The sequence below is a fragment of the Nocardioides humi genome, from assembly GCF_006494775.1.
GTDB classification, from domain to species: Bacteria; Actinomycetota; Actinomycetes; order Propionibacteriales; family Nocardioidaceae; genus Nocardioides; species Nocardioides humi.
Genome location: NZ_CP041146.1, coordinates 1,512,715 through 1,526,657 on the forward strand (window position 1 = coordinate 1,512,715; position 13,943 = coordinate 1,526,657).

The 13,943-nt window shown below is 69.5% G+C and carries 11 protein-coding genes and 2 pseudogenes; 9 read left to right on the plus strand and 4 right to left on the minus strand.

The window, feature by feature from the left end:
* Nucleotides 1-139 precede the first annotated feature (139 nt).
* Nucleotides 140-1,878 (minus strand): annotated as a pseudogene (locus FIV44_RS33925) (ABC transporter permease).
* Nucleotides 1,879-2,301: 423 nt separating this feature from the next.
* Between FIV44_RS33925 and FIV44_RS30330 the strand changes: the two are divergent.
* Nucleotides 2,302-3,270, plus strand: a complete 969-nt coding sequence (locus FIV44_RS30330; RefSeq protein WP_181411035.1) for a hypothetical protein — start codon at nt 2,302-2,304, stop codon at nt 3,268-3,270.
* A gap of 277 nt (nt 3,271-3,547) precedes the next feature.
* Here FIV44_RS30330 and FIV44_RS07435 read toward each other — a convergent pair whose 3' ends face one another.
* The 3 genes from FIV44_RS07435 to FIV44_RS07445 all read right to left on the minus strand — a co-directional run bounded on the left by FIV44_RS07435 (nt 3,548) and on the right by FIV44_RS07445 (nt 6,283).
* On the minus strand, nt 3,548-4,069 hold the full coding sequence (locus tag FIV44_RS07435) for a hypothetical protein (RefSeq protein ID WP_141003885.1): 522 nt from the start codon (nt 4,067-4,069) through the stop codon (nt 3,548-3,550).
* Nucleotides 4,066-4,488, minus strand: coding sequence for a hypothetical protein (locus tag FIV44_RS07440; protein ID WP_141003886.1), 423 nt, complete (start codon nt 4,486-4,488; stop codon nt 4,066-4,068). Before FIV44_RS07440 ends, FIV44_RS07435 begins: the two co-directional genes overlap by 4 nt.
* Nucleotides 4,489-4,576: 88 nt before the next feature.
* Nucleotides 4,577-6,283 carry an RCC1 domain-containing protein gene (locus tag FIV44_RS07445; protein ID WP_141003887.1) on the minus strand — a complete coding sequence of 569 codons (1,707 nt, stop codon included), beginning with the start codon at nt 6,281-6,283 and terminating at the stop codon, nt 4,577-4,579.
* A 385-nt stretch (nt 6,284-6,668) separates the two neighbouring features.
* Between FIV44_RS07445 and FIV44_RS07450 the strand changes: the two genes are divergently transcribed.
* From FIV44_RS07450 to FIV44_RS33060, 8 genes and pseudogenes are all read left to right on the plus strand, one after another.
* Complete coding sequence (locus FIV44_RS07450) at nt 6,669-7,397, plus strand: hypothetical protein (RefSeq protein WP_141003888.1); 729 nt, start codon at nt 6,669-6,671, stop codon at nt 7,395-7,397.
* Nucleotides 7,398-7,698: 301 nt separating this feature from the next.
* Nucleotides 7,699-8,199, plus strand: coding sequence for a hypothetical protein (locus FIV44_RS07455; RefSeq protein ID WP_141003889.1), 501 nt, complete (start codon nt 7,699-7,701; stop codon nt 8,197-8,199).
* Between the two features lie 146 nt (nt 8,200-8,345).
* Nucleotides 8,346-9,341: an RCC1 domain-containing protein gene (locus FIV44_RS07460; RefSeq protein ID WP_141003890.1), complete on the plus strand. Its 996-nt coding sequence runs from the start codon at nt 8,346-8,348 to the stop codon at nt 9,339-9,341.
* Nucleotides 9,342-9,364: 23 nt separating this feature from the next.
* Complete coding sequence (locus FIV44_RS07465; protein ID WP_141003891.1) at nt 9,365-10,138, plus strand: Ig-like domain-containing protein; 774 nt, start codon at nt 9,365-9,367, stop codon at nt 10,136-10,138.
* A gap of 368 nt (nt 10,139-10,506) precedes the next feature.
* Nucleotides 10,507-11,709: a helix-turn-helix domain-containing protein gene (locus FIV44_RS07470; protein ID WP_484213894.1), complete on the plus strand. Its 1,203-nt coding sequence runs from the start codon at nt 10,507-10,509 to the stop codon at nt 11,707-11,709.
* Between the two features lie 109 nt (nt 11,710-11,818).
* Nucleotides 11,819-12,316 carry a hypothetical protein gene (locus tag FIV44_RS07475; RefSeq protein ID WP_141003893.1) on the plus strand — a complete coding sequence of 166 codons (498 nt, stop codon included), beginning with the start codon at nt 11,819-11,821 and terminating at the stop codon, nt 12,314-12,316.
* Nucleotides 12,317-12,517: 201 nt separating this feature from the next.
* Nucleotides 12,518-13,021 (plus strand): hypothetical protein, encoded by a 504-nt coding sequence (locus FIV44_RS07480; RefSeq protein ID WP_141003894.1) that lies wholly within the window; start codon nt 12,518-12,520, stop codon nt 13,019-13,021.
* 354 nt (nt 13,022-13,375) lie between these two features.
* A pseudogene (locus FIV44_RS33060) lies at nt 13,376-13,861 on the plus strand (copper amine oxidase); the annotation flags it as partial.
* Between the last annotated feature and the right edge of the window lie 82 nt (nt 13,862-13,943).

Consider the following 13,943-nt stretch of genomic DNA (forward strand, 5'->3'; position numbering starts at 1 on the left):
CCGCAGCGTGTTCGGGACGTGACGCAGCACGTCCCCGTAGAACCGCATGTCGGCGCCGATCTGGGCCACCTTGTCGATCGGGCGGGTGGCGACGCGGCGCGGCGGCGAGAACCGCGGCTGGGGAGTGGCGACGGCCATGTCAGGCCCCCTTCATGGGCACCAGCGTCAGGTAGAGCGCGGTGAGGACGGAGTTGACGAAGAAGAGGAGCAGGAAGGTGACCACCACCGACTGGTTCACCGAGTCCCCGACGCCCTTGGGACCGGGCGCGGTGTTGAGCCCGCGGTAGCAGGCCACCACCGCGGCGATGAACCCGAAGATCACGGCCTTGATTTCACCGATCCACAGGTCGGCGATCTGGGCCAGGGCGGTGAAGCTGGACAGGTAGGCCCCGGGGTCCCGCCCTGGAGCATCACGTTGAAGAAGTAGCCGCCGAGCACGCCGACGACCGAGACGAGGCCGTTGAGCAGGACGGCGGCGCCGACGCAGGCCAGCGTCCGGGGCACCACCAGCCGGTGCACGGGGTTGAGCCCCATCACCCGCATGGCGGCGATCTCGTCGCGGATCGTCCGCGACCCCAGCTCCGCGCAGATGGCGGCGCCTCCGGCACCGGCGATGACGAGGGTGGTGACCATGGGCGCGGCCTGCTGCACGATGGCCAGCACGCTGGCCGCGCCGGTGAACGACTGCGCTCCCAGCTGCGTGGTCAAGGTGCCCAGCTGCAGCGCGATCACCGCGCCGAGCGGGATCGAGATGAGAATGGCCGGCACCCACGACACACTGACCACGAACCAGAACTGCTCGAGGGTCTCACCGGCGCGGAACGGGCGCCGGAACAGGTTGCGCAGGGTGTCCAGGGCGAGGGCGAAGAGGCTTCCGGTCGCCGTGAGCGAGCGGACCGGCAGGCTCGGGCGCGCGATGGGGCGGGCCTGGTCGGACTCCTCGTCGTCGGCGACGTACAGCGGCGCACGGCCCGAAGCCACCCGCTCGCGGTGGCGCTCGGCGCTGGGACGCACGGCTCCCGACCGTGGCTGGAGCTGGCGCGGCACGACCTCGATGGCGCGCGCTCCGCTGTGGAACATGCCGGCGTCGGGATAGCCGCCGGAGTAGTCGAAGGCCTCCGAGCGCCGGTGGTCGGTCTCCTCGCTCATCCCGATCGGACCGTCGGGGTCGCCGCTCATGAACTGGGAGACGACCGGGTGGTCGGTGATCAGGAACGCCTCGCGCGGCCCGAACATGACCAGCTCGCGGCGGTAGAGCATGCCGATGTTGTCGGGCAGGGTGCGGGCCAACTCGATGTTGTGGGTGACCACCAGCATGGTGGCGTCGGTGGCCGCGTTGACCTCGATCAGCAGCTGCGCGAGGTTGGAGGTGCGCACGGGATCGAGGCCGGAGTCGGGCTCGTCGATGAGGATGATCTCCGGGTCCGTGACCAGGGAGCGGGCCAGGCCGGCCCGCTTCTTCATCCCGCCGGAGATCTCCCCTGGCAGCTTGTGCTCCTGACCCACCAGCCCGACCATGTCCAGCTTCTCCATGACCACGTCGCGGACCTGCGGCTCCTTGAGCCTGGTGTGCTCGCGCAGCGGGAAGGCCACGTTGTCGTAGACGCTCATCGAGCCGAAGAGGGCGCCGTCCTGGAAGAGGATGCCGAACTTCTTGCGCAGCTCGAGCTTGTGCGACTCCGGCACCGACACCATGTCGACGCCGTCGACGAGCACCTGGCCCTCCTCGGGCTGGACGAGCCCGATGAGCGACTTGAGGAAGACCGACTTGCCGGTGCCCGACGGACCCATCATCGCGGTGATCTCGCCGGGCGGCAGGGTCAGCGTGACGTCGTGCCAGATGTTCTGGCGACCGTAGGTCTTGCTGAGCCCGGTCACTTCGATCGATCCGCCACGAGTCCTCCTGGGTTGCTGTGCGGGTTGCCTAAGGGATGGGTTGTGTCTGGCAGGGCTGTTGGAGCCGAGGGGCCGGCCACAGCAGCCTAGATGTGGCCGCGATCACAAATCGGCGGTTGCGCATATCTGGTGACCCGCCTCCGATAGGCGAGCCACTTTGTTGTCAGGGGGGTGACAAGTTCCGGTCGGCGGAGCCGGCACCCGCGGCGGCAGCGACACCATCCGCCGTCGCCGCGCGAGACGTCGGCCGCCTCTCACACCCACGATCGACACCGTGGTACGCCGATAGGATCAACACAACAAGGCGAGACGATCTCATGCGAATATGGTCATATTGTTGTGATGCCAGTGACAACGCGAGATCTCCACCGCCCGCTGAGACAGCGGTTATCCACAACCGGCGACATGAGGGTCGACGTCATCGCCGCGAGACGGGATCGTCGTCCCATACCGTCCGCCGAGCACGAGACCCCGATCGCCCTGATGCGACACGACCCAGGGTTGATCGCCTCGCTGCTGAGCGAGTTGTTCGGCGTCATGGTCCCGCCTTACGCGACCACCCGCCCACATGCCACCGACACACGGATCCTGGTGCCCCGGACCTACCACGCCGACGCGATCCTGGTCTACGCCGATGCGCAGGGCCAACCGGTGTTCGCGGCCATCGCGGAGGTCCAGCGACGCTGGGATCCACGAAAGGAGCGGACCTGGCCGTTGTACCTGGCCCATCTGGAGTCGGAGCTCGGCGTGAGAGCCGCGCTCGTCGTGTACTGCACGGACCCGCGAATCGCGCAGCGGTATCGCCGGCTGTTCGCCGACCCGCAGAGGAGCCTCACGGTTCGGCCCCACTTCCTCACACCTCGGGATCTTCCCCCGGTGACGGATCCGAGCATCGCTCACAGCGATCCGGGGCGGGCGATCCTCTCAGCATTGGCGCACGCCGGTGACGACGGGATCCGGACTGCCTTTCCCGCTCTCGCCAGCGCCGTCGAAGCGGTGGGAGAGCACCTGTCTGTTTCGTACTATGACATCGTTGCCGCCGGACTCGCCCCAGCGGTCAGCGAGGATTGGAGAACGTTCATGACCACGACCGTGAAGCACCGTTTCCTCAGCGATCACCTGCGCACCCTGGAGGCCGAGGCTGTCGCGAGAGGCCTGTCACAGGGCCTCGAGCAGGGCCTCGAGCAGGGCCTCGAGCAAGGCCGCGCCGAGGGCGAGGCGACGGCGCTGATCGCCGTCCTGGAGGCGCGAGGCTTCGAGGTGCCCGCGCGGACTCGCACGCAGATCATGGCAACCACCGACACCGTCCTGCTCAGCACCTGGTTGCGCAAGGCTGTCACGGCGACCACGATCGAGGACGTCATGGACCGCTGACATCACTTCCTGGCCTGGCCTCACTAGGCCGGTCGGCCAGTTGTTGAGCCATCCCAGCCCCATAACGATCTCCAGGCCAGCGGCCACGTCCGCGGCGACTGCGGCGGTTGAACACCACCATGGACGTCGGCTCCCCCGACTAACCACTCTCTCCGCCCTGACCGGACGCCCACCGAGCGGCCGGACGCACCGACAGCGTCCCTCTTGCGTCTCCCTGGTCGTCGAGCCGCGCGCACGTACCTTTGATTCCCGGATCAGGCTGACGTTCGAGGATCGATCAGTCGCCAGGTCGATCCGGATACGGGAGTGCGTCCGGTGCTGGGCAGCCGGGTGGGTAGAGGTCGGGGGTGTACTGGCCCGTCGGCACGGGGATGGACCTGCCCAGCTCGTCCGTCTCCTCTCTGCCGCAGGCGTTCGTCCGGAACACGACGCGATTGCCGGGCCCAGAGACGCTCAGTGTCATCATGGCCGAGAGGTCGTCCCCGTTCTTGGTCGTGCAGCCCGTGAACGGCGGCAGGTCGAGAGTGCCGCTCAGCTGTCCTCCGAACCGGGAGTGCCAGTAGCTGGTGGGGTCGAGCGTGGCGAGGTAGGCCCGCACGTCGTTCAACGCCTCGAACGGAATGTGGTAGCTCGGCGCGGTGAGGTGCACCGGCGCTGGCTGGACGGTGCGGCACTGGCCGGTGAGGCCGACATCGACGCCGTCGACCAGTACCCGGATGACCCGGACCTCGAAGGCGTCATCGACGTGGGGGTCGCGCATGTTCTTGCCCCCCTCTCCGTAGAGTGTGTCCTCCGTCACCTGACCACGGATGGGGATCGGGACGCCGTCGGCACGGCGCTGGCTGACCTGCACGATCGCCTCGACCGGCAGCAGGCCGAAACCGACGGTGCGGACCCGTAGCGGCGGCAGGTAGCCGTAGGGGCGGGGGCACCGGGCGGGGAGACGAAGAAGGCGTCGCCGATGGCTCCCTGCCGGACCCGCACCCCTGGTTCGGGATCGAGGATCGAGTTGACGGTGCCACTCCACGCCGTCGCCGTCAGCGCGGGAACGCTCACCCACTGACGCGCCTTGGCGGTCTCGGAGAGCCCGACCTGGGAGACCGCGATGAACCCGCCCGGCTGGAAGGCGGGCTCCGGCAGGCCCGGGTACGTCGGCTCCGCCTGGCTGCGCCAGGGGCAGGCCAGCAGCGCACCGCTCAACACGACGACCAGACCCACGGTTCGTGGGCGTACCCGAGTTCGCTCGCGCCTGCTCGCGCGAGCCCTCAGCCGAGCCGCCAGGATCATCATCCGCATCTCGCGCCAGCTACTTCTTGACCTTGAAGGTCGCCGCACCGCTGCTCGCGGAAACACCACCATTGCCGTCGTAGGTGACTGTGACCTGGTACTTGCCGCGGTAGCCGGTGGCCTTGTTCTTGGCCTTGGTCTTCTTGATCGCCTTCTTCCCGAACTTCTTCGCCACCAGCTTGAACGAGCCGTCGGCGGCGACCGGGACGGTCGCGGTCACGATGGTCTTCTTGCCCTTGACGATGCTGACCTGAGCCTGACCCGCGGGGGAGGCCGCGGCATTGACGGCTCCCTTGACCATCACCTTCTTCGCGGCCTTCTTGATCTTCACCTTGGTCACGGCTGTCATCGACGCGACCTTGGCCGGGACTGGCGGAGGCGGCACGCTCACCGCCGCGGTCTGTACCGAGGTCGATACCACCGGCTCCACACCGTCCTTGGTCGCGGTGGACTCGTAGCTGATCCGCTTGCCGGCCAGGTCGGCGCCCAGCGTCAGCGACGCCGGCGCGGTCCCGCTGGCCGGATCGCCGATCGGCTGCCCGTCAGCCAGCCACCGGCTGCTCACCTCGTCGGGCTCGCCGGAGAAGGTGCCCGGCGTCGCGGTCAGGACCGACCCCACCCGCGCCGTCCCGGCGACCGTCGGCGCGCTGCCACGTAGCATCTCGGTCTGGATCACTCCGACCTGCCCTCCGCCGACGGCGAATTGCGCCACCGGCGCCCCCACGACCTCGGCCGGCGACACCAAGGCGGGGTCCACGGCCCCCGGGCCGCCGAAATGGAGGACCCCGTCCTCGTCCAGCACCGCGTAGGCGTCAGCGAGTCCACCTGCGATGGCCACGGCGCGCTTCCCGCCCAGGTCCGGATACATCTCGGCGCCGTACAGGCCCCAGGCGGTGATCGAGCCGTCGGCCAGCAACGCCACGCCTCCCTGCTGGATCGCGGCGACCGCGGTGACATTGCCCGGGATCTGAGTCGCGGCGGGCAACGGCGCATTGCTGTCACCGCCCCCGCCGCCCCAGCGACCCCAGCCGGCCACCGTGCCGTCGGTGGTCAGCGCATAGGCGTTGAAGTCGGCCGCGCTGATCGCGCTCGCCCGCAGCCCGTCCGGCACCTCAAGCACGCCGGTCACCACGCCGAGGTCGCCCTGCCTGCCCCAGGCCACGACGCTGCCGTCGTCCTTCAGCGCGAAGGCGCTGGTGTGGGCGATCGCGAGCTGAGTGACCCCGCTCAGGCCGGCCGGCACGTCGGTGGGATCCTCCTTCGTCGACGACGAGGCCCCCCAGACCACGACCCTCCCGTCGCGCGTCACCACTCCTGCGTTGATCGACGATGCAGCGAGGTCCACCACGTCCAGCGACCCGACACTCGCGGGGATCACATTGGTCTGGCCGTCGACGCCCCACACGACCACCCGCCCGTCCCCGGTCAGCGCGAGCGCCGTCTCGGCCGTCAGCGCGACCTCGCGCAGCGCGACGCCGTCCAGCGACGCCGGCGGCGTCAACGCGTCACCCGGACTGCCCCAGCCGACGAAGCCGCCCGCCCGCTCCAGCGGGACCGGCAGGTTCTGCCCCCCCACCGCGCTCGCCGGGTCCGCGCCGGCGGGTGCGGCGGTGACCAGGCTCACCGTCAGGGCCGCGGTCACCGCGGCGACTCCCCCGACCCGCAACCGCCTCGCCGACCGTCGTCCCACCGCACCACGCATCGCCACGACTTCCTCCTCACCCACGCCACAGTCCTCGGTGAAGTGACGTGGCCCACACCCTAGGCAGACTTCCGGGTCTTCGACGGCTGCGCCGAGCATGACGTGGCGACGGACCCGAAAGTTGTCACCCCCGTGAGTAGAACACCGGACCACCACACCTACCGGCGACGGTCAGGCAGTCCGTCCGGCGCGCGCCCGCCTGCTACCGCGAACCGAGGCTCGGCGGAAGTGGGCGTCGCCAAAAGCCCAGACCGGTGTGGGAGAAATCTCGACAAGTGCTCACTGGGTAAACAAAGGAGCCGGTGAATCGCCACCTTTCCCCTCCCGACCCCTGCAGGACCCATGTCACGGAGATCACCATCACATGCCGACGCAAACCCGCGTCGCCCCATGAGAAGGAGAGATTTCCGTGTTCCGAACTCGCAAACTGCACCGGCTTCTCGCCGTGCCCGCGGCCCTCGTCGCCGTCCTGGCATTCGCGCCGGCGGCCACCGCGGCCTCCACGCCGACCACCATCGAGGTCGGCGGTGTCGCCGACAACGCGTGGCACGACATCACCGGCGTGAACAAGGGCAACATCACCGCCAGCCTCGGCGGCCTAGACGCCACTTGTACCAGCGCCAACCCGGTCGGCTACGCCGCCGACGGCGATGGGGTCCTGGCCGCCGACCCGTACACGGCCGGCACCACCTACATGAGGTTCAGCGACCTCGGCCTCACGGGCTGCACCGGCATCGAGATCGCGCCGGTGAACATCACCAACAACTGTGACGCCGAAGTCAGGACCACTCCCGGCGCCCTCGTCACCGACGCGATGGTTGACGACGTCGACAGCGTGCTGTTCCTCGGCACCGTCGGCGCGCCGTGCCTGCACGTCCAGACCGTGGGCTTCCCCTGCAGCATGGACATCTACGGGACCACGCCCGCCGTGTTCCACGAGACACCCAAGGGCACCCCCCAGGTCCAGGATCTCTCCGCCGGGAGCACCGGACTGTTCGCGACCAACGTGACCAACCCCGGCTGCCTCTTCATCGTCAACAACGGCGACCCGGTCACCTTCAACCTGACCGTCAACCTGACCTCACCCGACGGGCTGATCAACTTCAAGTGCAGCGAGTCGTCCGACCCCGACTGCTGACGACTGACCGGGCCATAGAGCCTCACCCTGAGGGCCCGGCGGGCACAGCCCACCGGGCCCTCGCCCTCCCTTCAGCGTCGCTCCGAGGAGACGCCATGACCCGCGCTTTCCCACTGCACCGGCTTCTCGCCGTGCCTGCAGCCCTCATCGCCATCGTCACCTTCACACCCGCGGCCACCACCGACTCAGATCGACGTCGGCGCCCACACCACCAACGGCTGGCACGACATCACCGCCGTGAACAAGGGGTTCATCACCGCCAGCTGGCAGCCTGGACAACACCTGCACCGGTATCAACCCGGTGGGCGAGGTCCGGTCCGGCGCCCACACGGTCGGCACCACCTACCTGAGGTTCAGCGAGCTGAACCTCACTGGTTGCACGACCATCGAAGTGAGCCCGGTGAACATCACCAACAACTGTGACGCCGAAGTCAGGACCACTCCCGGCACCCTCGTCACCGACGCGATGCTCGACGACGTCGACAGCGTGCTGTTCCTCGGCACCCTCGGCGCGCCGTGCCTACACGTCCAGACCGTGGGCTTCCCCTGCAGCATGGACATCTACGGGACCCCACCGGCCACCTTCCACGAAACGCCCCAAGCCGGCTCCCCGCGCCCGCTCCAGGAGTTCTCCGCCGGCAGCACCGGACTGTTCGCGACCAACGTGACCAACCCCGGCTGCCTCTTCATCGTCAACAACAACGACCCGGTCACCTTCAACCTCACCGTCAACATCGACTCCCCCGAAGGCCTGATCAACATCAAGTGCAACGACGAGGAAGGCCCCGACTGCGACGAGTGACGTGAGATGCGACTGCAAAGTCCCCAGAAGTTGTGAGCGCCGTCACAACATCTGGCAGTCCGGCTCGCCCTCCGCCGGCGAAGGCCCCATCCGCGCGCCGGAAACGCGCAGGATCGAGCCGACCGACACCCGATCAGGAGACACGCATGAGACTCCGTACCCTGCTGGCCGCATCCACGGCCGGCACCATTCTCGCCGGGCTGGGCGGCATGCCCGCCCACGCCGACCCTGGAGCGGTTCCCGAGGCACGCTCGGGCCATGTGGAGGCGTGGGGCAACGCACTGGCCGCGACCGCCACCACCGTGCCCGCCGAACTGGACGACAAGCAGATCATCAGCGTCTCGGCCAGCAACAAGGGCACCGCCGCGGTCACCGCCGATGGTGACCTGTTCGTGTGGGGAGACCCGAGCGTCGTCGAGGTCGACGCCGCTCCCGTCGGTCTCACCGACGTGGCCTCGGTGTCACTCCGGCTCGGTGGCGGAGTCGCCCTCAAGCGCGACGGCAGCGTCGTGGGCTGGGGCGAGAACGGGATCGACGCTCCTCCGACCGGCCTGAGCGCAAAGGCCGTCAGCGTCAACAACCAGAGCGCCTACGCCGTGACCACCGACGGCACCCTGGTGTCCTGGGGCACCGAACACGGGCCTTCAAACCCCGCGCCACCAGAGGGCCTGACCGGCCTGGTGGACGTCTCCGCAGCCGCGGCCGTCACGGCCGCCCTGGACGCCGACGGCGAACTCCATCTGTGGGGGCTCCTCGCCGACAACCCCGCGCTGGAGGTGCCTTCCGAGGTCCAGGGGCACGTCGAGAAGCTCGCCGTGGGCGGACTGGCCATCGGCGTCATCCTCGACGACGGCTCGGTCCGGACCTGGGGAATCAGCGCGTCGGCCGTGCCCCTCGAGCTCACCGGCGAGACGATCGCCTCCCTGGCCCTCTACTCCGGGAACGCGATCGCGGCCACCGAGGACGGCGAGGTCTACGCCTGGGGCCGAACGCCGATATCAACGACATCCCATCATCACTCGACGACGCCCATGTCGCTGCGGTGTCCGTCGGGCAGAACCACGCCGTGGTCGTGGTCACCGACTTCCGCGTGGTTTCGTCCCCGTCGATCGCCGGAATTCCCGCGGTCGGACAGACCCTGACGGCCACCTCGGCGGAGCTCTCCTTGGAGCCGGACAGCCCGGCGACCGGGCAGTGGCTCGCCGACGGCGAAGAGATCGCGGGCGAGACCGGCGATGAGCTGACGCTGGACGAGGACCTGCTGGACGCGATGATCAGCTACCGCACGAGCGCCGTCCGCAACGGAGAGACGATCGAGTCGACCTCCGAGGAGGTCGGGCCGGTCACGCCGGAGACCGTGCCGTCGACGACCACGCTGACGGTGACGCCGGCGAATGGTGCGTACGGCACCACCCGCACCGCCACCGCGACCGTCGCCAAGAGCGGCGGCACGCCGACCGGTTCGGTCACCTTCACCCTCGACGGCAAGGCCGCCACGGCCGGGCTCACCGACGGCAAGGCCACCTGGACCCTCCCCGGCGACCTGGCGGTGGGAGTGCACACGCTCACCGCCGCCTATGCCGGTGACGCCACCACCGATCCGTCGACCTCGGCGGTGGCCACGGTCAGCGTCACCAAGGCGGCAGCGACGCTGACGGCGGGCAAGACGAAGGTCAAGGGCAAGAGCGGCACGATCGCCAAGAAGATCGTGCTCAAGGTCAACGTGGGCGCCGCCGGCGTCTCGCCGGACGGCACCGTGAAGCTCGTACTCAAGGGCAAGGGGGTCAAGAAGCGCACGGTCACCGTCACGGTCAAGCCCAACGGCGTGGCCAAGGTGAAGCTGAAGAAGATCAAGCGCGGCAAGTACAAGGCCACGTGGACCTACTCCGGCTCCGCCACGGTGATCGGCGGCAAGGTCAAGACGAAGGTCACGATCTGATCCACCATCCACGGCAGGGCGGGGTCGCGTCGCGGCCCCGCCCCACGGCCCATCTCCGTGGGATCGAGCCACATCGGCCTGGGCCTTTGGGCCCAGGCTTTGTCATCCGCGTGAGCATTTCCGAGGCAGCTGGCCAGCCCGCATGCCGCGTCCACACCACACCTCCCCGAGGCATGTGACGCTGGTCACTCGCGGATGGGTGCGACGCACCCGGGGGGACCGGCCGACGACCGGCCGCGGCGGGCCGCGCCGAAAGGCGTTGCTTCGCCGCGTGGCGGAGGGAGGGACCGGAGATGGACAACACGCGAGAAGGGGCATCCCGGCGGTCAACGGTCCACGGGGCGACGCACAGGGCGTCGCCACCACCGATGGCGGACGCGCTGCGTCCGCAGATGACCAGAGCCACCGCCAGCATCGTCCGCCGGGTCCAAGATGCCGTACCGGAGCATGCCGCCGCCGACGGAACACGACGGCACCGGCTCTTCATCGCGGCAGCCCGGGCCGCTGCCCAGGTCTTCCTCGACGGCGCGGCGCGGCGGCCCGAGCATGCACAGCAGGTCGACGAGATCTTCCGCGGCCTCGGCTACGCCCAGGGCCGGCGAGAAGGAAGCCGGGAGTCGATGGATGCCGCCATGCACGCGGCTATGCAGTGCTCGTGGCGCTACCTCGCGGACTTCGCCGTCGATCATGACCTGTCCAGCGCGGCGCTCCGTGAGCTGGCCGATGCGCTCTTCGACTTCCTGGCCCACCTGCACCGCCTCCTGGGGGAGGGTTTCGACCTCGCCCAGGACGCACGTGGGCGCGACCCCGGCGCTGCCCGAGTGCGCCTGTTCCGGCTACTGCGGGGTACCGCGGATCGGTCTGCTCCCGGCCACGCGCACCGCCTCGACGAGAGAGAATTGCGGGATCTGGCTGAGCTCGCCCGCTGGCCGCTCCCCGCGAGAGTGGTGGCACTGGCCATCGGGCACGACCACGACGCGCCGGCGATACCGCCCTCGCCGAACCTGCTGATCCAGGCCCACCCCGGCCACGTGCTCGTGGTCTGCCCGGCGGAGATGCACGCCCCATTCGTCCAGCAGATCATGCGCTCCAGCTCCGGTCCGCGGATCGCGCGAAGCTGGCCCGTGACGGTGGTCGAGACCGGTGCTGCGCTGCGCTGGTGCCAGCGTGCCCTCGACCTCGTCCGAGCCGGCGTCATCCCACCGACGCCGGTGATCGACTGCGCCGAGCACGCGACCCAGCTCTGGCTGCACGCCGAGTCTTCGCTGCGACGACACCTGTGCCAACAGGTGCTGCGGCCACTCCTCGCCGAGCCGGCCAACTCCCGCGCCATCCTGTCCGAGACGCTGCTGGCCTGGGCGGAGACCCGTGAGAGCGCGCGAGCCCTCGCGACGCGCCTCGGCGTCCACCCGCAGACCGTGCGCTACCGCTGGAAACGGATCAACGAGCTGCTCGGCGACTCCCTCCGTGATCCCGACGTCGTGCTCCAGATGACCCTGGTGCTCAAAGCCAGCGTGCCGCTGTGGACGAAGGGCGACCAGAGCGACTTCGACCTCGCGCGCGTCAACTGAGGCGAGCGCCCCCGTTCCCCCTATCCACAGGCGAGCGCTCATCAGATGGCCGACAGCTGAACCGGTGGCACGATAGGACCGTCCGTTGCACACTGAAGAGGTGGCCCTGGTGAACGATCCGCAGATCTGGACCCTGATCGGGGTCTTCAGCGCGCTCATGCTCGCGTCGACCCGCTACACCGTGTCCGCCCTCCGCGCGGAGATGAGGACGGGCCAGGCCGAGCTCGGCGGCCGGATCGACACGCTGGGCGGTCAACTGGTCGCGACCGAGAAGCGCCTGGAGCAGAAGATCGACGCCACCGCCGACCGGCTCGACGCCAAGATCGACGCCACCGCCGACCAGCTCGACGCCAAGATCGACGCCACCGCCGACCAGCTCAACGCCAAGATCGACGCCACCGCCGACCGGCTCGACGCCAAGATCGACGCCACCGCCGACCGGCTCGACGCGAGGATCGACACGATCGCCAACAGGTCGGATGCGAAGCACGACCACCTCACCGAGGTCTTCGGCGTCCGGCTCGACTCCATCGACCATCGGCTCGGAGCGGTCGAGGACGACCTCAAGATCGTCAAGGCACACCTGCTGCGCCATCCGGCCGCCTGACCGGTCACTGGGGGCCGGACACGGGGGACATCCGGCCCGGACCGAGACTTGTCATCCGGGTGAGCAATTCGGGCCCGAGTACGGCGGCCTGGCGTCGGTCCGCTCAACGGTCCGTGAACATGGGCGATGCTGGGCTATGCGTCGACTCCTGCTCAGCGCCGCCACCGCGGTCGCCCTGGTCGCCGGTGGCCTGGTCCTGCAGTGGGTCCCCTCCCCGGCGCGCCGGGCAGCGGCGCCAGCCCCGGTGGTGGCGACGAGTTCACGGTGGCCGGTGACGGCAGCCTGCCCGAGCAGCGACCCGCGTTACGCGAGCCGGGCGCTCCGCTGAGCACGGCCGAGCGCGGGTACGCCATCGGCCTCGCACTGACCGCGCTACCCGGTTCGAGTCGCGACGTGCTGGACCAGCCCGGGGCCGAGGTGCTGGCCGCCGACCTACCCGCGCCGTCCGAGCGGGCCGGACGCCGACGGGTCGAGGTCTCGGCGTACGACTATGACGACAACCGGCTGCACCAGGTCCTCCTCGACCTCGCCACCGGTCGCGTCATCGCCGAGCAGACACTGCGCGGCGTCCAGCTGCCGCCGTCGGCGGCCGAGACCCAGGTGGCCATCGACCTGGCGCTGTCGGCGATGCCGGCGCCCGCCTTCGTCGACCAGTTCCGCCAGCTCACGGGCGGACCGCTGCTCACCCCGAGCAGGTCGGGGTGATCGCCGGCACGACCTCGGGCTGCGGTCAGAACCGTTGCGTGCAGCTCCTGGTGGCACTTCCGTCGGGCCGCTACCTGAGCACCGACGACTTCGTGGTGAACCTCAGCCGCCGCACGGTGACGCTGCTCCCGGCGGGCGGGCACCGCCATGGTTGAGCGCCTCCGTCGTCCGTCTCGCCTGGCGGCGCTGGGCTGCTCCGCGCTGCTCGCCTGGTCGGGCGTCCTGGCGGGAACAGCACCGTCCGGCGCCGCCGACCCCGCCGGCTCGAGTCCCGGCAACGCAGGTGCGGCCGAGGAGCCGGACTGCGGCACCGCTCTCGTCACGCGCACCCTCTCCACCGGCTCCGCCTGGCGGATGTGTGCTCGGATCCACCCGTTCAAGGGTCTGGTGCTCGAGGACGTCCAGTTCCGGCCCGCGACCGGCGAGCGCGAGCACCCCGGCTGGATGCGGGTGATCGGATCCCTCTACCTCGCCCAGCTCAACGTGCCCTACGACACCGGCCAAGCGGCCTTCGACGACATCACCGACGTCGGCTTCGGCGACGGGCAGCTGCTGACCCAGACACCCGAGACCTGCGACGGCGACACCCTGGACGTCGAGCAGTCCTTCCTGCGCGGCCTCCAGCTCGTCGAACGCACCATCCCCGGGATCTGCGTACGCGAGACCGAGACCGGACTGGGGTGGCACTCGCAGGAGACGTGGGCGGAGACCGGGGACCGCTACGTGCAACAAGGCCGTGCCCTGGAGGTGTCGTCACTGTCGAAAGCGGGCTGGTACGAGTACCAGCAGAGGGTCACCCTCACCGACCAGGGAACGATCACCGTCGGCCTCGGCGCCGCAGGCGACCTGGCCCCGGCGAGTTCTTCTTCCCCACCGACCCCGATCTTGGCTGGGCACTCGGGAAGGAGGGCGCGGCGAACGA